A 21,287-nucleotide genomic window follows, 5' to 3' on the forward strand; every position below is an offset into this window, starting at 1 on the left:
CATGTCCATTGACCTGACCCACCCGGAAGTCCAGTTCGCCGTGGAAACCGTGCGCCAGGCTTCGCTGTTGGTGCGCGACGTCGAGCGGGAACTCGTGAACCACGCGATCACCAAGAGCGATAAGTCGCCCGTAACCGTAGCGGACTTCGCGGCGCAGGCGTTGGTGGGCTGCCTGTTGGAGAGGGCGTTTCCGGGCGATCCGCTCGTGGCCGAAGAGGACTCCGCACATCTGCGGGAGCCGGAGGCGTCGGAAACGCTCCGGAAAGTCGCCCACTTTGTCGGGCGGTATATGGCGTACGCAACTCCCGAGACTGTCTGTGCTTGGATCGATCATGGGGGATCGGAACCCGATCGGCGCTTCTGGACGCTCGATCCCATCGACGGGACGAAGGGGTTTCTGCGCGGGGACCAGTACGCCGTCGCGTTGGCGTTGATTGTGGACGGCACAGTGCAACTCGGCGTTCTGGGCTGCCCGAATCTGGTGGATGGACGAACGCCGGAGCGGGCGGGTAGCGGTTCGCTTGTTATCGCGCGCCGCGGAGACGGTGCGTGGACCATACCGTTAACGGAAAACGGCGCGGCGCCGAAGCAACTGCACGTGTCCGAAATCTTCTCGAGTGAGGAAGCGCGCGTGCTGCGGTCGGTGGACGCGGGCCACACCAACGTGGGGCGCGTGGCGCAATTGATGGAGACGCTGGGCGTGAGGGCCGAACCGGTGCTGATGGACAGCCAGGCGAAGTATGCGGTGATGGCCGCGGGCGATGGCGATTTGTTGTATCGGCTTCTAACCAAAGCGCAGCCGGATTACCGGGAGAAGATTTGGGACCACGCGGCGGGTTCGTTGATCATCGAAGAGGCGGGCGGCCGCGTGTCAGATCTGACGGGTCAGCCGTTGGACTTCACGCAGGGTCGGTCGCTCGTGAATAACGTTGGAATCGTCGCGACGAACGGGCATCTGCATGACACGGCGCTTGCCGCAATCCGGACGGTATTTCAGGACCTGGCCGTGTAGCGGACGCCCATGCGAGGCCAGGCAACAGTATTCGTCCTCGTGCTCGTTTCGTTATCGTGTCCCGGCCCGCCGCCAGGAGCGTGGCGCAGTGCGGTCTACCCCGAAAACTGGACGCCCGCATTTACTGACAGCCAGGGCCGATTCCTTCACGATTTCTCGTACGCGGGCTACCGCAACGGCGCCGAAATGCCCAAGATCGATACCAAAGCAAAATTTGACGTAGTCGATTTCGGGGCCGATAACACTGGCGGCGCCGATTCTACGGCGGCAATTCAGACGGCCATTGACGCGGCCAAGAACGCCGGCGGCGGCGTTGTGCTCATTCCGGAGGGTTTGTACCGATGCGACGGTGCGTTGCTGGTCGACGCTTCGAACATCGTGTTGCGCGGCAAAGGGCCGGACAGGAGCCGCGTGTATTTCACGTCATACGACGGCATGGCGTACAAGGGGCACATCGTTTTCAAGGGCGTTACGCAGTACGGCGCGGAAATCCCTCTGACCATGGACGGCGTCAACCGCTCGATCGATGTCGAGTGCGCGATCGCATCGTCTCCGGATATTGGCGATGACGTCAGCATAGGTTGGGTGATCAGCGATGCGTTTATTGCCGAGCATGGCATGACGGGTACGTGGACGGCATTCAATGGTACGTGGCAGAGCTTCTTCCGCAGGCGGGTCGCCGGACTTGGCGAGGGGACGGTGACACACAAGGTTGTGCTGGACGTGCCGCTTCGCTATCCGGCGAAAGTGAGCGACGGAGCAAGCCTTCGCATCGAGACCGGCTACATCGAGGAGTGCGGCATCGAAGACCTCGGCATCGCCAACGCGGTCGCATGGGAGGACGCATGGTCACAGCTACAGGTGCACGCGATAGAATTCGAGGACGTCAAGGACTGCTGGATGCGCAACGTGCATTCGTTCCCTTCGCCGCATCCCGGCGCGGACGGGTATCATTTGCAGAATGGCGGCGTACGCGTGTTGACGTCCAAGCGCGTGACGGTTGCCGATTGCGTGCTGCAAAAGGCGCAAAACCGAGGCGGCGGCGGCTGTGGTTATCTGTACGAGATTTCGCAGAGCAACGAAGTGTTGATTCGCGATTGCGTTGGGCGCGATGGACGACACAATTTCATTCAGAACTGGGGATTCGGCACGACGGGCTGTGTGTTCCTCCGTTGCGAAAGTTCGGGCAGCACGAATGTGCTTTCGCGCGATTTCCCGATTGGTCTGCCGGCGTACTGCGAGTATCACCACTCGCTCGCGATGGCTTGTCTTGTGGATTCGTGCATTCTCGATGACGGCTGGTACGGCGGTAATCGGGGCGACGAGAGCACCGGAGCGGGGCACACCACGACGCAAAACGTGTACTGGAACACGAGCGGCAACGGTCTGATCCGAAGCTTCGCGTTTGGTAACGGTTACATTGTCGGCACGCGCGGTGTCACGGTCCAGACCGGCCTCGCCGATCCCCGCGCCAGCGGCACTGCTCCCGAAGACCACGTCGAAGGGAAAAACACCGGCGCTGCATTGGAACCCTCGTCACTCTACGAAGACCAATTGCAGCGCCGACTCGGCAGATAATCAGCGCCGGCACGCAGTGCGTTGGCGCTGCTACGCACGAGTGCGTCGCGCGGCTATTCGATGTTATTTGGCCGCGCTCGACGCCTTTCGCATGGCAATCAATTCCTCGCAGGCCTTACTGTCACGCGGGGCGTATACGTCGTATCCGATCATGGCCCATCTCGGATCGTCGGGATCGAGGCCAAGCCATTCGATGTACCCGCGCTCGGCGATGAACCATTTGCCGTGCGCGGTGAGCAAGTACCCGCCGTTCGCTTCGAGATAGGTGCGCGCTTCCTCGTGGGTCTTGCACCAGTTGTGCCAGAACGCGCTCGTGTTCGGAGGGCACCACAATACGTCCGCCGCGTCTTTCAGGTTTTTCCACGCGACGAATCCGCGCTCGCGCGCGATGACCGCCAGCGCGTGCTTGTGCTGGATGTTTTCGCGATCTCGATGGACCTCCTCCGCACTCATTTCTTTGAACGGCGCTATCCGGCGGAAGCGATCGACCGCGCGCAGGCTGACGCCGCGGTTGTCCGAGCGGACGTCTTTCAACAGGAAATCGGCGTCGCGTTTGCAGTCGTCAAGGGACGGAATTGTGCGGGGCATGACAGTTGTCCTTTGCGTTGTAGTGGACCTGATCCGCTTCAGTCCTCAAAGGAAAACCGTTAGACCTCAGAATTGTTCGGGAGTGAAACCTTCTTTCGCGGCGCGGCGTCTCCCGGAGCCGTCGGCATGTTAATCAAACGGCGGCGGTTTCTCAATTACGCTCCCGGCGAGCAAACTTTACCGAAGAAACCAAAGCAGCGTCTGCGCGCGGCCGCACTCCATGTAAGCTTCCTGCGAGAGCGAGCAAAAAAAGGGCGGAGGGCACTGGAACAAGCCCTCCGCCGCAGAATAATAGAAAAGGTTACGCTTGCGCGCCGGCGTTTTCTTTGGTCGAGCGCTCTTTCGCGCGGACGCGGGCGGCTTTGCCGGAGCGGTCGCGGAGGTAGTAGAGCTTCGCGCGGCGGGTGCTGCCTTCGCGGGTGACTTCGACTTTTTCGATGCGGGGCGAGTGGAGCGGGAAGACGCGTTCCACACCTTCGCCGAAGGCGACGCGGCGCACGGTGAAGCGGGCTTCTGCGCTTTCGCCGCCTTTGCGTCCGATGACGACGCCTTCGTACACCTGTACACGTTCTTTTTCACCTTCCACGATGCGGAAGTGCACGCGGACGGTATCGCCGATTTGAAATTTCGGCAGCTTGTCGGCCGGTTTGAGTTGGGCCTTTTTCAGTTCGTCAAGGGCGGTCATGGCGAATATCCTCTCTGTCTATTGCAGTGCGTTGCGGTAAATATTTTCTGTCGTGCTCGTGCTCGTCATCGTACTCGTAGTTCGCGAATCGATTTTCGAGCATCGATTACGATGACGAGCAGGAGCACGAGCACGAAAACTCAGTATTCGTTTTCGATATCTTTTAGTAGTTTCCGGTCTTCGTCCTTCACGTTTACCAACAAATCCGGCCGTCTTTTTTTCGTCGCGCGCAGCGCCTCGATTCTGCGCCACCGGCGGATTGCCGCGTGGTTGCCCTCGCGCAATACCGCCGGCACCTCCATGCCGCGAAACTCGGGGGGCCGCGTGTACTGCGGCGCGCCGAGTATTCCGTCGTAAAACGAATCGGTCTCGACGGACTCGAAATCGCCGACCACGCCGGGGACCATCCGGCTGACGGCTTCGATGATCGTCAATGCCGGCAGTTCGCCGCCGCTCAGGACGTAGTCACCGATCGATATCTCGTCGGTACACAGCGCCTGGCTGACGCGCTCGTCCACGCCCTCGTAACGCGCGCAGACCAGGACGAGGTCCGGCTGCTGCGCCAACTCGCGCACGATGTCCTGCGTGAGGCGGCGTCCTCGCGGCGACAGCAAGATCACGCGTTCGCACGAATTTGTCCCGCGCAGGCTTTCGACGGCCGCGAACAGCGGTTCGCACTTCATCACCATGCCGGGCCCGCCGCCGAAGGGCGCGTCGTCGACGGTGCGGTGCTTGTCCGTCGCGAAATCGCGAGGGTTCGTACACTGCACGGTCAGCAGGCCCTTCTCGACGGCTTTGCCGAGCAGGCTCGCGCGAAGCGGCGCCTCGAACAGTTCCGGGAACAGCGTGATGACGTCAATGCGCATCGCTGATCACGTGCGGCGCGATGTCACCTACCGTGACTGTGCGCGTCTCCAGGTCAATCGATTCAACTGTCTGCTCAATCGCCGGCAGCAGCACCTGCCGCCCGTCCGGCGTCTCAATTTCCAGAATGTCGTGCGCGGGACTTTCAATGCATCCGGTAATCACTCCGATGCGCGCACGGTCCGCGCCCACTACATTCAACCCTATCCAGTCCGCCGCGTCCAATTCCGCGGGAGCGACGGACTCGGTCCGTCGTCTTTCGGTATCAACCGTTGCGCCTTTCATGTTGGCCACAGCGTCGCGCGAAACGCCTGAGCCGAGCGTGACAATCCATCCGTCGCCGTTGGACTTCGCGGCATCTACCGTGCATACCATTGTTTCGCCGCCGCAGACGGCGACACGCACTCTTTTCAACTGTTCCGCGCGGTTTGCAGACGCGCGGGCCGGGTCAATCCTCAATTCGCGTTTGGCCGGGTTCACCGATCGGACGACGCCGATACGGCTCCATGCGCCGGCCATTGCGCCTCACTCGACGATCTGCAGCACCGCGCGCATGTTCGCTTTCGTCGACGCGGACATTAGCAGCGAGCGGATTGCCTTTGCGGTTTTGCCGCCGCGGCCAATCACCTTGCCCATATCTTCGGGGTTCACGCGCAGTTCGATCGTTTGGCCTTCGTCGTTTTCGATCACGCGGACGTTGACGTCCTCGGGATGATCGACGAGTTTTTTTGCGACGAACTCGACGAGTTCTTTCGGTTGTGCTGACATTTAGTTTCGTAATCCTTCCGGTCGAAATCGATACTTCGACGAGTCGATTACGATTACGAGCACGATTACGAGCACGAGCACGAATGCCTGGCCCGAGAATACGTGCACAGCGCAATCGCGATCGTTACGACTTCTTCGCCCCGGCGGCCTGTTTCATGAGGCCCTTCTTCGCGAGGACGGCGCGCACGGTTTCCGACGGTTTCGCGCCTTTGCTCAGCCAGGCCAGCGCCCTCTCGGAATCGATCTCCGACACCGGTTCCGGGCGCGCGCAGGGGTGATACGTGCCGATCTGTTCGACAATCGACCCGCGCGTACGGTTGCGCGAATCCATCACCACTACGCGGTAGTACGGCGCGTGCGTGCGCCCGCCCCGCTGCAAACGAATTACTGTTGCCACCTCTTGTCTCCTGTCGTTATTCGGGTATGGGGTATTGGGTATGGGGTATCGCGCTCGCATGTGCCAACGGCTATACCCTATACCCTATGCCCTATACCCTGTTTTGTTTACCCAAACATTGACGGTGGGCGCATGCCACGCATCGCCGCGAAGCGGCCTTTCGGCCCCTTCATCATCTGCTGCATCATTTTCTTCATCTTCTCGAAATCTTTGAGAAGGCGGTTCACGTCCTGCACGGTTGTGCCGCTGCCGTCCGCGATGCGGAGGCGCCGGCTGCCGTTAATGATCTTGGGATTGCGCCGCTCTTTGCGCGTCATCGAGCGGATGATCGCTTCCGTGTATTTCAGTTCGTCTTCGGGCAGTTCGGCGTCATCGGGCAGCAGCTTCGACATGCCCGGGATCTTCTTCACGAGGTCGCCGATGCTGCCCATCTTCTTGACCTGCTGCATTTGTTCGAGAAACATCTCGAGGTCAAGCTCGCCCTTCTTTGCCTTTTGCTGAAACTTGATTGCCTGTTCTTTGTCGACGACCTGCTGCGCTTTCTCGACGAGCGAGACGATGTCGCCCATGCCGAGAATCTGATCCGCCATGCGGCCCGGGTGGAACGGCTCGAGCGCATCGAGTTTTTCGCCGGTGCCGACAAACTTAATCGGGCAGCCGGTGACATGGATCAGGCTAATTGCCGCGCCACCGCGCGCGTCGCCGTCCATTTGCGTCAAAACGACGCCGGTGAGCGGCAGGTTTTCGTGGAACTGCTTCGCGGAGTTTACGGCGTCCTGACCGGTCATGGCATTGGCAACGAACAGGATTTCGTGCGGCTTCATCTGCGCGGAGATTCGCCGGACTTCCGCCATCATCTCGTCGTCTACGTGCAGGCGCCCCGCTGTATCGAGGATGATGATGTCGCAGTTGCGCATTTGCGCCTCGCCCCGCGCCATGACGCAAATGTCGACGGGGTCGGCCTGCGCGCCGAGGCTGAAAAACTCCGCGCCGGCGGTCTGTGCGACCACTTCCAACTGCTTGATGGCCGCGGGCCGGTATACGTCCGCGCCGACCAGGAGCGGGTGGCGGCCCTGCTTCTTCAGGTGGAGCGCCAGCTTGCCCGCCGAGGTCGTTTTGCCCTGCCCCTGGAGTCCGACCATCATGATGACTGTCGGGGGTGTTTGCGCCAATTTCAACGGCGCGTTGGCGCCGCCCATGATGTTTACGAGTTCGTCGTGGACAATTTTTACGATCAACTGTCCCGGCTGAAGGCTGTCGAGCACCTCCTGCCCCAGGGCGCGATCCTGCACGTCCGCGATGAACTGCTTGACGACCTTGTAGTTAACGTCGGCTTCGAGCAGCGCCACGCGGATTTCCTGGAGGCTGTCCTTCATGTTCTTCTCGGTCAGTTTTCCCTGACCGCGAATGTTCTTGAAGACGCGTTCCAGCTTTTTGTTTAACGAGTCAAACATGCCCTGAACAACCCACACCCGCGTCGGCCCAGACGGCTCCCGGCAGGCAGATCACTCCCGTTGACAGAACGAATAGGTTAGCACACGGAAGCGGACTCGTTCAATACGTTTGGCGTGGAATTGCGGGCCCTTGCGTAGAGGCTCGCGTTCAGAAGCAGGAGCGGCGCTTGTGCGGTGTATTACGGCGCGTTGCGTCGATAGTCTGCTTCAAGCGGGTCAGGGCCTGCTCGATGTCCGGGTGGCGAGAGAGGCGCGTGGGGCGCACGACATATCGTCGGGGCCGCTTAGAGTAGGCATCGACATCGAATAGGAAGTTGGAGTTCATGGTTCGATCACTCCGGGGTATTAATACTGTCTATTTATTCAGTATTATATGCGCACGCGCCGGTAAAGTCAAGTAAATTATTGACTAATTCTGCGCACTTGGGGGTCGTGTAATGTTGACAGCCCCCAGCAGGTACTATATACTGGTGTTATGAGTTTATCTGCCACTAAATATAGTACACATATACCTTTTGACTTCGTTCACGAGCCTGAGAGGGACGCTGAACCGAACGCGGCCCGGAAGTCCATGCGGATGGGCGAACTGCTGGTAGACTCCGGCGCCATCACGCGGAAGCAGTTGGACGATGCCTTGGCCGCGCAGGTGCGCCATGGGGGGAAGATCGCGAAGACCCTCATCGCCTTGGGGTACCTGGACCTTCAAACGTTCATACGCCTCGTCGCGCGCGAGGCCGGGGTTGGGATTATTGATCTACTGAACTATGACGTCAAGGAAGAATGCATCAACCTCGTTCCACGGGAGATGGTCGTCGAGCACGAGTTGTTGCCCGTCGAGCGGCTTGGCCCCGTGCTCACGGTGGCGATGGTGTGTCCGCTGAACACCAAGGCCCTCTACGAGGTCGAGAACCACACGGGTCTCAAGGCGCGGCCGGTGATGTGTACGCCGGAGGCGCTGTGGTACAGCATCAAGCGCCACTATCCCAACGGGCAGTATGCGGAAGCGATCGAAACCGCGCCAACGGAAGACGACAATTTGTTGTGGCTCGAGCGCCAGTTCCTTGCAGCGAGCGTGGTTGGACTGGTGCGGCGGACGGAGTCGCTCGGGCGCATGCCACGGACGACCGAGTCGTTGCGAGACGCCCTTCGCGATCCGCACGCGACGCCGCGGACCTTGGTTGACGTTATTGGACAGGATCCGTCGCTTGCGGCAAAGATTATCGGCACGGCGAACGGGGACACGTTTGGGTTCAAGGGCCGCGTCGATACACTTGACCTAGCCGTTCGGCTGTTGGGTCCGCGCGAGGTGTTCCGAATCGCGGAATCATCGGATGTGTGGTTCGACGACGCCGGCGGCGGCCTGAACGTCGAGGCATACCGTATGGACGCGGTCTTCACCGCGCGCGCGACGGAGCGGATCATGGAGGCGATGGGCCATGGCCACGTTGCAGCGAGCGGCGTCGCGGGACTTCTGTGCGACATCGGCCGGCTCGCGCTTGCGATGGTCGCGCCGAACCACTACAAGAAGATCGATCCGGAGTTGAAGGGCATCGACCTGATCGCGGCGGAGCAGCGCTATCTGGGCATCAGCCATCCCGAGGCGGGGTACATGCTGGCGGAGCGGTGGGGCCTTCCGGCGGACATTACGGAAACGATTCTATTTCACCATGAGCCGAAGCGCGCCACGCGCGCGAAAGAACTTGCCGCCGCGGTAGGCGCCGCGCATCGGCTCGCCGATTTGGCGGGTTCGACGATTGACGATGGCCGCGCCACGTTTCGCGATTGCCTCGAGCTGCTTCAGCGCGCGGGCCTCGAATTCAGCGCCTGCGTGCGTGTGATTACGGAACTGAGCCATCTGCGCGGCGGCGGTGCAAGCGCAGCCTAGAACTGCCGCAAAACCCGCCCAAAATTTGACTTTCCGGCGATTCGCCTGCTAGCCTTCCATGTTTAGTACGCACTGACAGGATCGCGACTAACGGGTCGTTTCCAGCCACGGGTTTTGGGGGGCTTTCCTCGCCTTTCACGCGGTCCTCGGAAGGAATGAAGTCATGCCACGCATACTTGCACTCGATGGCGTTAGCGAAGAGGGGATAACCATCCTTCGCGGCGCCGGTTTTGACGTAGACGTTAAGCCCGCCCAGAAGCCGGCCGAGTTATCGGCGATTCTCGGCGAATACGACGGCCTCATAGTCCGCAGCGCCACGAAGGTGACTGCGGAAGCGATTGAGAAGGCGGGCAGGTTGAAGGTGATCGGGCGCGCGGGCGCGGGCACGGACAACGTGGACAAGGAAGCCGCGACGAAGCGCGGCATCGTGGTCATGAACGTGCCCGGCGGCAACACGATCTCGACGTGCGAGCATACGTTCGCGCTGCTGTTTGCGCTGTGCCGCAACGTGCCGGCGGCGCACCAATCGATGATGGAGGGCCGGTGGGACCGGAAGAAGTTCAACGGCACGGAACTCGCCGGAAAGACATTGGGGATCGTTGGCGCGGGCCGCATTGGCGGGGCGGTCGCGAAGCGCGCGCAGGCCTTCGAGATGAAGGTGCTCGTGTTCGACCCGATACTTACCAAACTCAAGGCCGAGGCGCTTGGCGTCGAACTGGTGACGCTCGACGAGATCATCGAGCGGTCCGATTTCATCACGATTCACGCGCCGAAATCGGAGAAGACGAACAACCTGATCCGCGCGGAACAGATTGCGCGGATGAAGCCGACCTGCCGCATCATTAATTGCGCGCGCGGCGGCATTGTGAACGAACAGGACCTGGCAAGCGCGCTGCGCGAGAAAAGAATTGCCGGCGCGGCGCTCGACGTATACACCAGCGAGCCTCTCGAGAACAATCCGTTCCTTGGGATCGACAACGTCGTGACGACGCCGCACCTCGCCGCGTCGACAGACGAGGCGCAGTTGACCGTATCCGTCGATATCGCAAAGCAGATCGTGGATTACTTGACAACCGGGGCGGTTGTAAACGCGGTGAACGTGCCGAGCATGGACGCCGAAACGGCGAAGCAACTCCAGCCGTCACTGGTGTTGGCGGAGCGTCTCGGCAAGTTCGTATCGCAATACATGGAAGGGCGGCCGACGGCGCTGCAAATTGCGTATGACGGCGAATTGGTTGTTACGGATACGTACCCGATTACCGCGGCGATTCTAACGGGGTTCCTCGCGCCGCTGGTCGAGACTGTGAACGCGGTGAGCGCGCCGCATTTGCTGAAAGAGTACGGCATCGAGTTCAGCGAGACACGCAGCGCGGCGCACCCGAACTACGCGTTTCAGATTCGCGTGAAGGCCGTAACGGACAAGGAATCGCATGAGATTGCGGGCACGCTGTTCAATGGCAAAGAACCGCGCATCTGCGGTATCGACGGCACGCGCCTGGACGTCGAGCTTGTCTCCGGCATGGTCGTGTGCACCAACGAAGACAAGCCGATGGTGTTGGGTCGAATTGCGCTGACGCTCGGCGAAGCGGGCGTGAACATCGCGAATCTCGCGCTCGGGCGTCAGTCCGCGGGCGGCCATGCGACAACCGTCATCAACATCGATGGAACGATGGACCGGTCCGTTCTCGATACGTTGCGGAAGGTGCCGCACGTAGTCGAAGCGCGGCTTGTTACGGTATAGACTGTCCGACGATTACGACGTATGCAGTGGAACGGCGCGAGTCGCCGTGTAAGAGGGAGACCATGTCCAACTACAAGTTCATAAAAGTGCCCGCGGGCGAGCGCATCTCGATGAATTCGCATGGCAAGCTCAAGGCCCCGGACAAGCCGATTGTCGCGTTTATCGAGGGCGACGGTACCGGCCCGGACATCTGGCGCGCATCGCAGGCGGTGTTTGACGCGGCCGTAAAGTTCTGCTACGGCGGAAAGCGTTCTGTCGCGTGGATGGAGATTTACGCGGGCGAGAAGGCACAGAACGTTTGCGATACATACTTGCCCGAGGAAACGCTCGAGGCGATCGAACACTTCAACGTTGCCATCAAGGGCCCGCTCACCACGCCGATTGGCGGCGGGTTCCGCAGCCTGAACGTGACGCTGCGCCAGAAGCTTGACCTGTTTGCGTGCGTGCGGCCGGTGCGTTACTTCGACGGCGTGCCCAGCCCCGTGCGCGAACCGCACCGCGTGGACATGGTGATATTCCGCGAGAACACCGAGGACGTCTACGCGGGGTACGAGCTCGAATCCGGCGGCGAAGGTGCGCTTAAGCTGATCGCATTCCTGGAGAAAGAATACGGGTGGAACATTCGCTCCGATTCCGGTATTGGAATCAAGCCGGTCAGCGTACACGGTTCGAAGCGACTTATTCGCGCCGCACTGAACTACGCCGTCGAGCACAAGCGCAAGAGCGTCACCCTTGTGCACAAGGGCAATATCATGAAGTACACGGAGGGCGCGTTCCGGAAGTGGGGTTACGACCTCGTGCGCGAAGAGTTCTCGGACGTTGCCGTCGGCTGGGACGATTGCGGCGGAAAACCGGGCGACAAAATCCTCGTGAAGGACACGATCGCGGACATCTTCCTCCAGCAGGTGTTGACACGGCCAACAGAGTTCGACGTCGTCGCCACGATGAACCTCAACGGCGACTACATGAGCGACGCGCTCGCCGCGCAGGTCGGGGGCATCGGAATCGCCCCGGGCGCGAATATCAACTACGAGACGGGCGTTGCGATTTTCGAGGCGACACACGGCACCGCGCCGAAGTACGCCAACCTCGACAAGGTCAACCCGAGCAGTGTAATTCTCTCCGGCGTGATGATGTTCGAGCACATGGGTTGGAGCGAAGTTTCCGACGCGATCACGAACGCCATGGTGAAGACCATCGGCCAAAAGAAGGTTACGTACGACTTTGCGCGACTTATGGAGCACGCGACGGAACTGAAATGCAGCGAGTTTGGCCAGGCGTTGATCGGCAACCTGAGCGCGTCGTAGTGGTTGCGGCGAAATCCTGCGAATGAGCGGCCGGATTGACTTAACCTCGGACGACGCGCGCGAGCGTTTGCAGCGCGTATTTCGTCACGCGCAGGTCGGCCGCAGCGTCAGCAGCGTCACCCACGACCTCAACAACTATCTCGGCGCGATCATGGCGTACGCCGAGCTTGCCGGCATGGACGCGGGCGTTACGCCGGACACCAAACGAATGCTGGGCGAAGTGGTGAACGCCGTGCGCAAGTCCAGCGCGCTTGTTGCGAGCCTAACGGACGTGGCGCGCAAAGAGAAACCGGACGTGCGCATCATGGACCCGGCGCAGTTGGCGGAGCGGGTGCTTGATTTGCGCCGCTACGATTTGCGGGTCGCGAACGTCGCACTGGAGACCCGCTACGACGCAAGCCTGCCCCTGATTTCAATCAACCTGCCGCGCCTCCAGCTTGCGACGATGTATTTGGTATCGAACGCGATCGAAGCGCTCGATGGGCGCGAACGCAAGAAATTGGCCGTGTCGGTTTGCAGAAAGGACGGGGGCGTCGAAATCGTCTTTGCGGACAGCGCCGGGCCGATTGACGAGAACGTGCGCGCGGCCATGTTCGACGCGTTTTACACCACGAAGGGCATCGACCATCTCGGCCTGGGCCTCGCGCTGGCACGCGCCACCATTGAAGAGCACGGCGGCACACTTGCGTATTCGCCCGAGACGGGGTTCGTTATTTCGTTACCGACCAAAACTGCGTACGCGACGTAGTTTGAATCTATTGCGGGAAAATCTCGACCCGCGCGAATTCAGCGTCGGCGTTGCGAGTACCAATAGCGACGGACCCCGACGCGAAATCGCCGCACGACACAGTGGCCTCGGCGATTGCCTTCCGGAACGTTGCGTCGTACGTGCGAAATGCGAGGGCGTAGCCCGCGCACAGAATCTCGCAGGCAATCCACGCATCTTTTGGCGAAGCAACCTTTGTTGAAGCGAGCGCATCAACTTCTGACGCGATGAGAATCTTCTCCGCATCGATTTCGAAGCGATAGCCGCGCGCGCCGCCGCGTTTGTCCTGGAGCGCGGGACGGCGTACATACACGCAGGCTGCACCGGCCTCGCGCACGTCGCGCATTCGCACCCAGAACCGGATTCGGCCGTCGGCGAACGTATGCGCAATCTCCGCGGCGTCAGCCATTTCCTTCGACTTCGAGTGGAACGATGCTTTTGCGACGAGCAATTCCGCGCCGGGTTCGGGGACCGTGGCGAGCATCGCGAGCAGCATCGGTTGCGGATCGAGCTTGTCGCGGCCGGTCTGCGACACGATGACGAAGGGCAAGCCGTTTTCGTCTCGATTGAAGTTGAACGTACCGGGCCACAAGTTCGAACAATCGAAGTCTTCGCCCGTGCTTACGAGGCGCCAGTCCGTGAGGCCGTCGGGGCTTTCATATATTTTCGTGCGAAACGGGACCGGTCCCGGGGTGTACGAAGGTCCGCACCCCATCAGAATCCAACGGCCGCCGTATGGAAAGATGGCGAGGCCCTCGATGTCGCTGTCCAGGATTGGGTCCTCCGATATCCTGCGCCAATCGGCGAGATCGTCCGAAACGGCGCAACCTTGCGCGCGCGTCGTATCGAACACGTTTCGCGGAGACGTATAGTAGTGCCGCCACCGTGAGCCGTCGTGGACCACCCGGGTATCGATCAGATAATTGTCGTCGAAGCGGCCTTTCGCGCCGGTCCCGAGCGCGACGCCGCGCGGCGTCCATTCGCTGTCGAGGTCCCGTGTCTCCGCGTACCGAATCAAAGCGGGTGTGGCGCCGATGTAACCGAGGACGGAATCGTGAAAGATTTTCCACGCCGCATTGTGCTTGATAACGCAAACATTGGAGAGGCTCTTGACGCCATTCGCTTCGAGTTCGGTCAAGCGCCGCACGGTCTTGTACGGGCCGAAGGCGTTGTCCGATTTCGCGTATCCCACGAGATACCAGACGGGGTCCTGGGCCAGATTGCGGCCCGTGAAGAACAGGTAGTGATCGGGCGATCCTTTCTCGTGGACGTAATACCCATTCTCGACGCTGACGTCGAAGTCGGCCGCATTGCCCGTCCCTCGAAATATCTCGCCCAGATACACGAAGGGCGATTTGCCGTTGACGCTGCGAAAGTCCGCGATTGATTCGTCATGCGCAAATGCAGCCCGCATCGCGCATACGGCAAGAAGTATCGCCCTTTTCGCGATCATGCGAACTGAAATCCGTATAGCGACGCGCGGTCGAGATAGAATTTCAGACGAACGGGCCCGCCGCGGAGCGAAGATAGCGTTGCGCCCGAGTTCCATCGGACCGGGACCGATATACCGTCCGTCGTTACGGGTATGCAGTCGCTCTCGGAGAGTCCGTGCAACGGCCTATCTTCGGCGTCACACACGGCCACACGCACGGACCCTCGGGGGGACGCGTTCAACACGAGGTTGGCCCCGTCAAACGTTAGCGGCACCGTCGAAACGATGCCTTGGTCTTCGGCGTTGAAGCTGATATAGCCGTTGTGGCGAAGTACGGCGAGCGCGGTGCGGCTCGTGCGCATTCGGTCCTTGTAGTAGGTCGTGCCGTCGGCGTTGAATACAAGGTGGTCGCCGTCCCAACACGCGTAGTAGAACCACTGTTCATCGCCCACACGCGTGGGGCAGCGCGCGAAGACGAGGCGGTCGTAACCGTTTTCCTCGACATGATGCGGAAGCCAGACCTGTTTTTCGCCAACGCGCTGCCACGACTTGCCTGCGTCGCGGCTCATCATCAGGCGGCATTCGGTCAACCCTTTGCGCCAGACCTTCAGGTTCGTAGGCATTCGATATTGGTCGTTGGTGCGGTCCGAATGGAAAACACACAGCAGCCCCAGCCAGAAACCGGTTTTGGGGCCGCCGACGCGATAGGCCGACATATCCATATACTCGACCCAATCGGCCGGCTCGCGCGGCTCATCGTCTGGAACTGCGAGGACGCGATCGGGGCCGGTCCACTGCTTTAAGTCGGGCGAGGCGTACCGGCCGATTTCGCGGCCGCCGCGGCCCACCCAATTGCCGAGCGAATCTTGCGCGACCATAAACCATTCGCCGGCATCGTGGCCGGTGATGACGCGGAACCCGCGGGGAGAAAGGGTAGCGTCGGGAATGGGCGTGAGTTTCGATAACCAGCCCGGATCGTTCGCGAAGTCCGGCCAATCGCTTGCGTAGTACATGTGGGACTCGAGTTCTTTCGCGAAAGGGTGCGTGTCCGCCCGTTTGGCTACGCGCAGCAGGAACCGCCGCGCCGGGTCGGCGACGTTGCCGTGGGCGTTCAAGTCCGTGATGAAGTCAATGGGGCACCCGAGATTGTTTGCGCGCGACATGCCGGTGGGTTGCTCGAACGGAAACGCGTCGATGCGGCTGAATCCGTCCGGTCCGTCCAGCAGACCCAATTCCGGCTTATGCCAGTGGATTCCGTCGTCGCTGCGGGCGTACGCGACACATTCGCGGAACCAATGGGCGCGATCAACGCCGATGTTGGGGTCGAGATCGCGTACGCTCGGGTCCCACCACCAATAGCGATAGGTCATATGGAACTTGCCCGCGTTGTCGCGGCACACGATGTTGCCGTGGTACACGTCTCCGCGCTCCCAATCGCGGCCGTCTTCCTCCTTCAGGAGTCCACGTTTATCGGGCGAATGGAGCGTGCGGCGAACGCCGTCAACGGATTCGATAAGCCAGTCGTCGAGAAAAAGCTGCGGTTCGCTGCCTATGTCGCGTACCCGGCGCGGAACGGCGGCGAGAGCCGGAGCGCCAATGATCACGGCGGCGCTGGATCGGAGAAACGTACGCCGATCTATTGCGGCGCGGCATGAACGTTTCCCGCTCATGCGCGTGTAACAGCCCGCGACGCGTCCGTACGCGCGTCGCGCACGTACTGTGCAACCGCGGCGATTGTATCCACCCAGACCGCGTCGTTTCCGCCCAGATATTGACAAATCCGCGACAGCACTTCGGGGTCCACGCCCTGCCAGTCGTTCGCACAGATGTTATGACCGACGAGAATGAGCCAGCCTGCTTCGTTGATTGTGCGTTCGATCAATTTCTTCGTCTGGTCGAACGTGAGCGCGTCAAAACTACACCCGAGCAAGTGCGCGAGATCGCAGAGGCCCGGCGCATTCGGATACGGCTCCCAGTATCCGCGGCCCGCGAGAAACCGTTTCGCGACAAGCGGGACGTAGCTGGCGGCCTGTTCGCCGCGCCCGAGAAAGGTCCCGCCGCAGGGATACGCAAATGTGGTTGGCGTCACCCCGACCAACTCTGCAATGACCGCGTTTGCCCGGGCGAGTTCCGCGTCCATGCGTTCGAGCGTGTAGTCTTCGATCGGGTTTTCGCGCGTGAACTCAAGGTTACCCGTACACGGGTGCGTCATGGTGTGGTTGCCGATCTCGTGGCCGGACTGCGCCACATCGCGCCACTCGCTCGCACGCTGATCCATCCACGGCGGAGTAAGATAGAAGGTCGCCGGTACGCCGTGCGCGTCGAGGATTGCGACGCCCCGATCGAGTTGCGTTGGCCTGCCGTCATCGAAGCTCAGGCTAACCGCGCACTGTTTTCCGTGAGGCCACGCGAACGAACTGGAAGGCGGTACGGTGGGCACGTCAGCCGGTCTTTTCCATGAGGATCGGCGTGAGTATCGACGTCCAGATTTTGTAGCCTTCCTCGTTGAGGTGCAGACCGTCGGATTTCAGCAGGTCGGCGCGTGGCTTGCCGTCTGCGCCCAATAAGGGCGACGCAACGTCTACGAACAGGAGGTTCTTGTTCGCATTGGCAAATTCCTCGATTAGTGCGTTGGTCTTCTTTTGCTCGCCGAACTGCTCCCACCGCTTGATGCTCGGCTTGATCGAAAGCACGACGATCTTTGTGTCCGGAAGTGCGCCGTGGATCTTGGCGACAAACGCCTTGAAATCCGCGAACACCTCGTCCGAGGTCAGCCCAATATCCAAATCATTGTCGCCTTCGTAGACGACGACCGACTTAGGCTTGTATGGAATCACGATGCGATCGGCGTACTGCGCGGCTTCGCGAAAGATCGAGCCGCCAAAGCCCCGCTTGATCAGGGTGAGTTCGGGAAAGGACTCTTGTACGTCCCAGAGTGCGATGCTCGAGCTCCCGACGAACACGGTTGCGTTTTGCGGCGGGGCTTGCTGCTTGTCCGCTTCTTCGAACTTCTTGATTGTCGCTTCCCAGCGGTCCGGCGCCGGGAGTTTCGCGGCTGCGCCGAAGAGGATGAGCAACAGGATCGCGAGGAACGCGGGCAAATAGCGCAGAACCATAAAGCGGACGAATTGATCGATCGAATGCGCCGCAGACGGCATGGCACACCGCTCCTTCGAACTACCCCGCGAATCGCACCGTACCTGGAAAGGCGCACCGCACATGCGCCTCTGGAGCATCATACTACCCGAAGAACGCGGCAAAAATCTAAGTTGTTAAGACCGCGATTGAGAACGGATGCCGCTACGACGCCACCGTTGGGGTTGCCAGCAATTGCGGCGTGACGCGGATTGGGTTTGTATACGCCCACGGTGTCCATTCGCCGACGATGGACAATTCCGCTTCGACGCGGTAGTTGCCCGGCTCCGTCACCGCGAATTCGTACGTGCGCCCCTCCTTTTGTTCGACCGTATTTCCGTTGTGGACCAGGGTAAAGCGACAGGGCACGGGCGACGCCGCGCGCAGCGTGAGACCGTTTGCGACCGGTATCTCTTCGCCCATGACGGCCTTCGCGCCGCTACTTTCCGCGAGGAACGTGAACCCGCGCGCATCGGCGAGCATGTCGAACGCGATGAAGACGCGGCCCGCGCGCAACGCGTCGAGCACGCCGGCCTCCGTCAGTTCATTCGCGAGGATGTGCGTGTTCACGAAGCGCAGGCTGCGGTCGTACTTGTCCATTTCGATGCGGAACAGGCGCCGTCCGGGTTCGAGCGGGCCGAAAAACAGGCGCAATAGTCCCCGCGTAAAAAAGTTCAGCGAAATCCCGCCGCCTTGTCCCTTGTCAGGGCCCGTGTCGCGAATTTGCAGTTTCCCGTCCTCGGTATAGAACCCTTGAATTCCCGAGTTCTGGTGCGCGTCGCTCGCGGCGATGCCGACGATTTTGCGCTTGGCGTTGAGATCGTCCCAATGTTTCAAGATGTCCGTTTGCCGGTCGAAGAGCAGGCGAAAGGTCTGGTCGGGGTACTTGTTCAACGAGAGGAGAAGGTCGGGCGCGATAGTCTTCAAGAACCGATCCACCTCGCCTTCGTCCTTTACATCCGTATGGAGGTTGTAAATCTCCATACCGGTCAGTTGTGGCAACTCCCATTCGCGTTCTTCTTCCGAGTGCGCGAAGAACAACACGCCGCCCTTCGCGGCGATCTCCTCCGCCATGGAAAACAGGTCCGCGTCCGTCGAGAATACGGTGTCGTCGGGAAGTCCCCACGGCATAAAGCCGTGGCCCAACTCGAACCCGCGCACAAACAACACGTTCTCGTGAAGGCCCTTCCAACCCCATGAGTAATCTGCCTTGCCCTCGCGCGCGTGGTCAGTCATGCAGATGAAGCTGATATCCGCAATTTTCGCCGCGCGCAGGATGTCGGGAAACTTCATCTCGCTGTCGTGGGACAATTCCGAGTGGCTGTGACACACGCCGCGGTATTCCGTCCAGCCATCGTCGAGTATCACCTCTTGCCGCGCGGCGCGGATTGCTTCCCATGCGGCGGCCTGCTTCGGGAACACGACAAAGCGGTTGTAGAGCGCGCCCCTGCACACAATCGCAAGCACGATGGCGCCCAGCACAACAACGACAGCTACAAATTGAATGGCCCACCGCAGGATGAGTCGAAGCCAGGAAGTTTTCTTGTTCTCCACTGTTTCCACCACGGTTCACTACTCCTTCGTCGCGTGCGGATTCCCCCGGGCACGCCAAAACCGGCATTCTAGCGCATAGGGAAACGCAAAGGCACACAGGCGGATTTCCAAGGATGAGAACGGGCGTGCCGCGGAGAATACGTTGCGCTAGCGATTTGGGTAGCATGATCTAGACACCCAGTATGGCTCAAGGTATAGCAATCGTATGTTAAATATTTCGTCCGACATCGAACGGGAGATCGAGCGATGGGTCGCCAGCGGCGAGTATAGTTCGCCGGATGAACTGCTTCGTCCTGCGATTCGGGCCTTGGATGACTCCAATGAAGTTGCTCAAGAGTTGCTGGAAAGCGAGTTGCTTAAGGGCCTCGAAGGCGATGACGTCGAATTGACACAAGGCGAGTGGTCGGCTATTCGGCGCGAGGCCGAACATGCGGCGGGGATCAATCGAAGTTCGTGATGGCGCGAATTGTTCGTCGCACCCGAGCTCGACACGACATAGACCGGCATTTCCAATACATCACGCTTTGACGCACTGTTCGGTTATTGAGGTGGATTAGGCACACAATGTTTCGTAGAGCCTCTAACATTAATGCCGAAACCCCTTCAGGGTACATTCCCTAATGCGGGTGGTTGGTTCCCAGGGTAGCCCCGCCTACGTCGAAGCGACTTCGGCGGGCCAACCCTGGGCTGCGCGCCGAAACCCCTTCGGGGTAAACGCAAAGACGTTATTATTGTACTCGGTGCGTTCGCGCCTGAATCACACCTTCGGCGGAACCGGCGGAGGCACGGCGCCGAACAAGTTCGATACTTCCGCAACATCGGTGGCCGGCGTCCATTGCGCCATGCCTTCCTTCCAGACGAGAGATTCCCGCGTGAGGCGTCCGGACTTTATCTGTTGTTTCAGCGCCTCGGAATCGAAGGGTCCCGTCTGTTGTCCGTCCACGGCGACGAAAATGGTTGCGCCCGGAATTGGCGGTGGGGACGCCATCGATCCCGCGGCGACGCCACCGACCTGGTTGGCCATCATCATGCCGACGCCCATGCCCATTGCGCCGCCCGCTCCGGGGTTTTTCGCGGCGTCGGTCATGGCGGTCGCGGCTTGGAATTGCGTATACGCGTTGAGGTTGCCGATCACGCCCATGCTCGTGCGCTTGTCGAGCGCGGCCTCGACCTCCGGCGGCAGCGAGATGTTTTCGACAAGCAGCTTCGTCACCTGGATGCCGTATTGATCGAAATCGTTCGCGATGCGGTCGCTGATGAACTTGCCGAGTTCGTCGTAGTTCGCCGCCATGTCGAGCACGGGCATCTTGCTCTCGCCGATGATGTCCGCGAACCGTGAGACTATCAGATTGCGCAATTGCTCCGTCACGTCGTCTGTCGTGAAGGTACCGTCGGTCCCCACGATTTCACGGATGAAATTCTCGGGGCCGGTGACGCGGATGCAATACGTCCCGAACGCGCGCAGCCGCACGGGGCCGAACTCGGGATCGCGCGCGATAATCGGGTTTTTCGTCCCCCACTTGAGATCGGTGAACTGGCGCGTGCTGATGAAATAGACTTCGCACTTGAACGGGCTCTCGAACCCGTACTTCCAGCCCTGAATCGTGGAGAGAATTGGCAGGTTCTCCGTGTCGAGCGTGTACATGCCCGGTTTGAACACGTCGGCCAACTGCCCGCGGTCGATGAACACGGCACATTGTCCCTCGCGCACGACGAGTTGCGCGCCGTTCTTAATCTCGTTGTTCATCCGGTCGAACCGGTGAACCATCGTGTCGTTCGAGGCGTCGAGCCATTCGACGATGTCGATCAGTTCGCCGCGCAGTTTATCGAACAAGCCCATCGCGAGACCCTCCTGAAGAACCGCAGTTACCCGGAATTGTACACGAAAGCGGGGTGTCTTGATCGGCCGCGCCGCACACGGCCATACTATGCGCCGGAGTAATAACGCCATGTACGTCAACGGCAAGGTCGTCTACATCACGGGCGGCTTGTTCTTCATTGCGATCCTGATCGTGACTACGCTCTGGTTTGTCGTCGGCACGCGGTAGGACGCTGACGGGGCTACGGACGCTGCAACCACCTACAAGACGGCTGGCTCGACAGGACTTCAGGAATCTGATC

Annotated in this window: 20 protein-coding genes; 7 read left to right on the forward strand and 13 right to left on the reverse strand. The window is 60.5% G+C overall.

Annotation, left to right across the window (positions count from 1 at the left end):
* Position 1 precedes the first annotated feature (1 nt).
* Positions 2 to 1,012, forward strand: a complete 1,011-nt coding sequence (locus HUU46_21450; GenBank protein ID NUM56213.1) for a 3'(2'),5'-bisphosphate nucleotidase — start codon at positions 2 to 4, stop codon at positions 1,010 to 1,012.
* A 9-nt stretch (positions 1,013 to 1,021) separates the two neighbouring features.
* Positions 1,022 to 2,590, forward strand: a complete 1,569-nt coding sequence (locus HUU46_21455) for a hypothetical protein (protein ID NUM56214.1) — start codon at positions 1,022 to 1,024, stop codon at positions 2,588 to 2,590.
* A 63-nt stretch (positions 2,591 to 2,653) separates the two neighbouring features.
* On the opposite strand, the gene HUU46_21460 is transcribed toward HUU46_21455, so the two are convergent.
* From HUU46_21460 to ffh, 7 genes are all read right to left on the reverse strand, one after another.
* Entirely contained in the window at positions 2,654 to 3,178 is a 525-nt protein-coding gene (locus HUU46_21460) for a hypothetical protein (GenBank protein NUM56215.1), read from the reverse strand.
* A gap of 301 nt (positions 3,179 to 3,479) precedes the next feature.
* Complete coding sequence (gene rplS / locus HUU46_21465; protein NUM56216.1) at positions 3,480 to 3,863, reverse strand: 50S ribosomal protein L19; 384 nt, start codon at positions 3,861 to 3,863, stop codon at positions 3,480 to 3,482.
* 140 nt (positions 3,864 to 4,003) lie between these two features.
* Positions 4,004 to 4,729 carry a tRNA (guanosine(37)-N1)-methyltransferase TrmD gene (trmD, locus tag HUU46_21470; GenBank protein ID NUM56217.1) on the reverse strand — a complete coding sequence of 242 codons (726 nt, stop codon included), beginning with the start codon at positions 4,727 to 4,729 and terminating at the stop codon, positions 4,004 to 4,006.
* The gene (locus HUU46_21475; protein ID NUM56218.1) at positions 4,719 to 5,246 is read right to left on the reverse strand and encodes a hypothetical protein; all 528 of its coding nucleotides are present in this window, start codon (positions 5,244 to 5,246) and stop codon (positions 4,719 to 4,721) included. The genes trmD and HUU46_21475 overlap by 11 nt, the downstream gene beginning before the upstream one ends.
* 6 nt (positions 5,247 to 5,252) lie before the next feature.
* On the reverse strand, positions 5,253 to 5,495 hold the full coding sequence (locus HUU46_21480; protein ID NUM56219.1) for a KH domain-containing protein: 243 nt from the start codon (positions 5,493 to 5,495) through the stop codon (positions 5,253 to 5,255).
* Positions 5,496 to 5,619: 124 nt separating this feature from the next.
* Complete coding sequence (gene rpsP, locus HUU46_21485) at positions 5,620 to 5,892, reverse strand: 30S ribosomal protein S16 (GenBank protein ID NUM56220.1); 273 nt, start codon at positions 5,890 to 5,892, stop codon at positions 5,620 to 5,622.
* A gap of 107 nt (positions 5,893 to 5,999) precedes the next feature.
* Positions 6,000 to 7,346 carry a signal recognition particle protein gene (gene ffh / locus HUU46_21490; protein NUM56221.1) on the reverse strand — a complete coding sequence of 449 codons (1,347 nt, stop codon included), beginning with the start codon at positions 7,344 to 7,346 and terminating at the stop codon, positions 6,000 to 6,002.
* A 577-nt stretch (positions 7,347 to 7,923) separates the two neighbouring features.
* On the opposite strand from ffh, the gene HUU46_21495 reads away from it, so the two are divergent.
* From HUU46_21495 to HUU46_21510, 4 genes are all read left to right on the forward strand, one after another.
* Positions 7,924 to 9,231, forward strand: a complete 1,308-nt coding sequence (locus tag HUU46_21495) for an HDOD domain-containing protein (protein NUM56222.1) — start codon at positions 7,924 to 7,926, stop codon at positions 9,229 to 9,231.
* 163 nt (positions 9,232 to 9,394) lie between these two features.
* Positions 9,395 to 10,972 carry a phosphoglycerate dehydrogenase gene (locus tag HUU46_21500; protein ID NUM56223.1) on the forward strand — a complete coding sequence of 526 codons (1,578 nt, stop codon included), beginning with the start codon at positions 9,395 to 9,397 and terminating at the stop codon, positions 10,970 to 10,972.
* A 62-nt stretch (positions 10,973 to 11,034) separates the two neighbouring features.
* Complete coding sequence (icd, locus tag HUU46_21505; GenBank protein ID NUM56224.1) at positions 11,035 to 12,279, forward strand: NADP-dependent isocitrate dehydrogenase; 1,245 nt, start codon at positions 11,035 to 11,037, stop codon at positions 12,277 to 12,279.
* 22 nt (positions 12,280 to 12,301) lie between these two features.
* Positions 12,302 to 13,027 (forward strand): HAMP domain-containing histidine kinase, encoded by a 726-nt coding sequence (locus tag HUU46_21510; GenBank protein NUM56225.1) that lies wholly within the window; start codon positions 12,302 to 12,304, stop codon positions 13,025 to 13,027.
* Positions 13,028 to 13,034: 7 nt separating this feature from the next.
* Here the strand turns inward: HUU46_21510 and HUU46_21515 are convergent, their stop codons facing one another.
* From HUU46_21515 to HUU46_21535, 5 genes are all read right to left on the reverse strand, one after another.
* Entirely contained in the window at positions 13,035 to 14,498 is a 1,464-nt protein-coding gene (locus HUU46_21515) for a hypothetical protein (protein ID NUM56226.1), read from the reverse strand.
* Positions 14,495 to 16,147, reverse strand: a complete 1,653-nt coding sequence (locus tag HUU46_21520; GenBank protein ID NUM56227.1) for a hypothetical protein — start codon at positions 16,145 to 16,147, stop codon at positions 14,495 to 14,497. Before HUU46_21520 ends, HUU46_21515 begins: the two co-directional genes overlap by 4 nt.
* Positions 16,144 to 16,917 carry a polysaccharide deacetylase family protein gene (locus HUU46_21525; protein ID NUM56228.1) on the reverse strand — a complete coding sequence of 258 codons (774 nt, stop codon included), beginning with the start codon at positions 16,915 to 16,917 and terminating at the stop codon, positions 16,144 to 16,146. Before HUU46_21525 ends, HUU46_21520 begins: the two co-directional genes overlap by 4 nt.
* Position 16,918: 1 nt before the next feature.
* Positions 16,919 to 17,635, reverse strand: a complete 717-nt coding sequence (locus HUU46_21530; GenBank protein NUM56229.1) for a hypothetical protein — start codon at positions 17,633 to 17,635, stop codon at positions 16,919 to 16,921.
* A 142-nt stretch (positions 17,636 to 17,777) separates the two neighbouring features.
* Complete coding sequence (locus tag HUU46_21535) at positions 17,778 to 19,178, reverse strand: PHP domain-containing protein (GenBank protein ID NUM56230.1); 1,401 nt, start codon at positions 19,176 to 19,178, stop codon at positions 17,778 to 17,780.
* 193 nt (positions 19,179 to 19,371) lie between these two features.
* Between HUU46_21535 and HUU46_21540 the strand changes: the two genes are divergently transcribed.
* The gene (locus HUU46_21540) at positions 19,372 to 19,623 is read left to right on the forward strand and encodes a hypothetical protein (GenBank protein NUM56231.1); all 252 of its coding nucleotides are present in this window, start codon (positions 19,372 to 19,374) and stop codon (positions 19,621 to 19,623) included.
* 300 nt (positions 19,624 to 19,923) lie between these two features.
* On the opposite strand, the gene HUU46_21545 is transcribed toward HUU46_21540, so the two are convergent.
* Positions 19,924 to 21,006 carry an SPFH domain-containing protein gene (locus HUU46_21545; protein NUM56232.1) on the reverse strand — a complete coding sequence of 361 codons (1,083 nt, stop codon included), beginning with the start codon at positions 21,004 to 21,006 and terminating at the stop codon, positions 19,924 to 19,926.
* Positions 21,007 to 21,287 lie beyond the last annotated feature (281 nt).

This window comes from Candidatus Hydrogenedentota bacterium, from assembly GCA_013359265.1.
Lineage (GTDB): Bacteria > Hydrogenedentota > Hydrogenedentia > Hydrogenedentales > SLHB01 > JABWCD01.

Bases quoted from the DNA above. Each gene is read 5' to 3' on its own strand.
- HUU46_21510 (NUM56225.1), top strand. From the start codon at position 12,302: ATGAGCGGCCGGATTGACTTAACCTCGGACGACGCGCGCGAGCGTTTG.
- icd (NUM56224.1), top strand. From the start codon at position 11,035: ATGTCCAACTACAAGTTCATAAAAGTGCCCGCGGGCGAGCGCATCTCG.
- HUU46_21480 (NUM56219.1), bottom strand. From the start codon at position 5,495: ATGTCAGCACAACCGAAAGAACTCGTCGAGTTCGTCGCAAAAAAACTC.
- trmD (NUM56217.1), bottom strand. From the start codon at position 4,729: ATGCGCATTGACGTCATCACGCTGTTCCCGGAACTGTTCGAGGCGCCG.
- HUU46_21515 (NUM56226.1), bottom strand. From the start codon at position 14,498: ATGATCGCGAAAAGGGCGATACTTCTTGCCGTATGCGCGATGCGGGCT.
- rplS (NUM56216.1), bottom strand. From the start codon at position 3,863: ATGACCGCCCTTGACGAACTGAAAAAGGCCCAACTCAAACCGGCCGAC.
- HUU46_21455 (NUM56214.1), top strand. From the start codon at position 1,022: ATGCGAGGCCAGGCAACAGTATTCGTCCTCGTGCTCGTTTCGTTATCG.
- HUU46_21500 (NUM56223.1), top strand. From the start codon at position 9,395: ATGCCACGCATACTTGCACTCGATGGCGTTAGCGAAGAGGGGATAACC.
- HUU46_21545 (NUM56232.1), bottom strand. From the start codon at position 21,006: ATGGGCTTGTTCGATAAACTGCGCGGCGAACTGATCGACATCGTCGAA.
- HUU46_21460 (NUM56215.1), bottom strand. From the start codon at position 3,178: ATGCCCCGCACAATTCCGTCCCTTGACGACTGCAAACGCGACGCCGAT.
- HUU46_21520 (NUM56227.1), bottom strand. From the start codon at position 16,147: ATGAGCGGGAAACGTTCATGCCGCGCCGCAATAGATCGGCGTACGTTT.
- HUU46_21495 (NUM56222.1), top strand. From the start codon at position 7,924: ATGGGCGAACTGCTGGTAGACTCCGGCGCCATCACGCGGAAGCAGTTG.
- HUU46_21530 (NUM56229.1), bottom strand. From the start codon at position 17,635: ATGCCGTCTGCGGCGCATTCGATCGATCAATTCGTCCGCTTTATGGTT.
- HUU46_21450 (NUM56213.1), top strand. From the start codon at position 2: ATGTCCATTGACCTGACCCACCCGGAAGTCCAGTTCGCCGTGGAAACC.
- ffh (NUM56221.1), bottom strand. From the start codon at position 7,346: ATGTTTGACTCGTTAAACAAAAAGCTGGAACGCGTCTTCAAGAACATT.
- HUU46_21475 (NUM56218.1), bottom strand. From the start codon at position 5,246: ATGGCCGGCGCATGGAGCCGTATCGGCGTCGTCCGATCGGTGAACCCG.
- HUU46_21540 (NUM56231.1), top strand. From the start codon at position 19,372: ATGTTAAATATTTCGTCCGACATCGAACGGGAGATCGAGCGATGGGTC.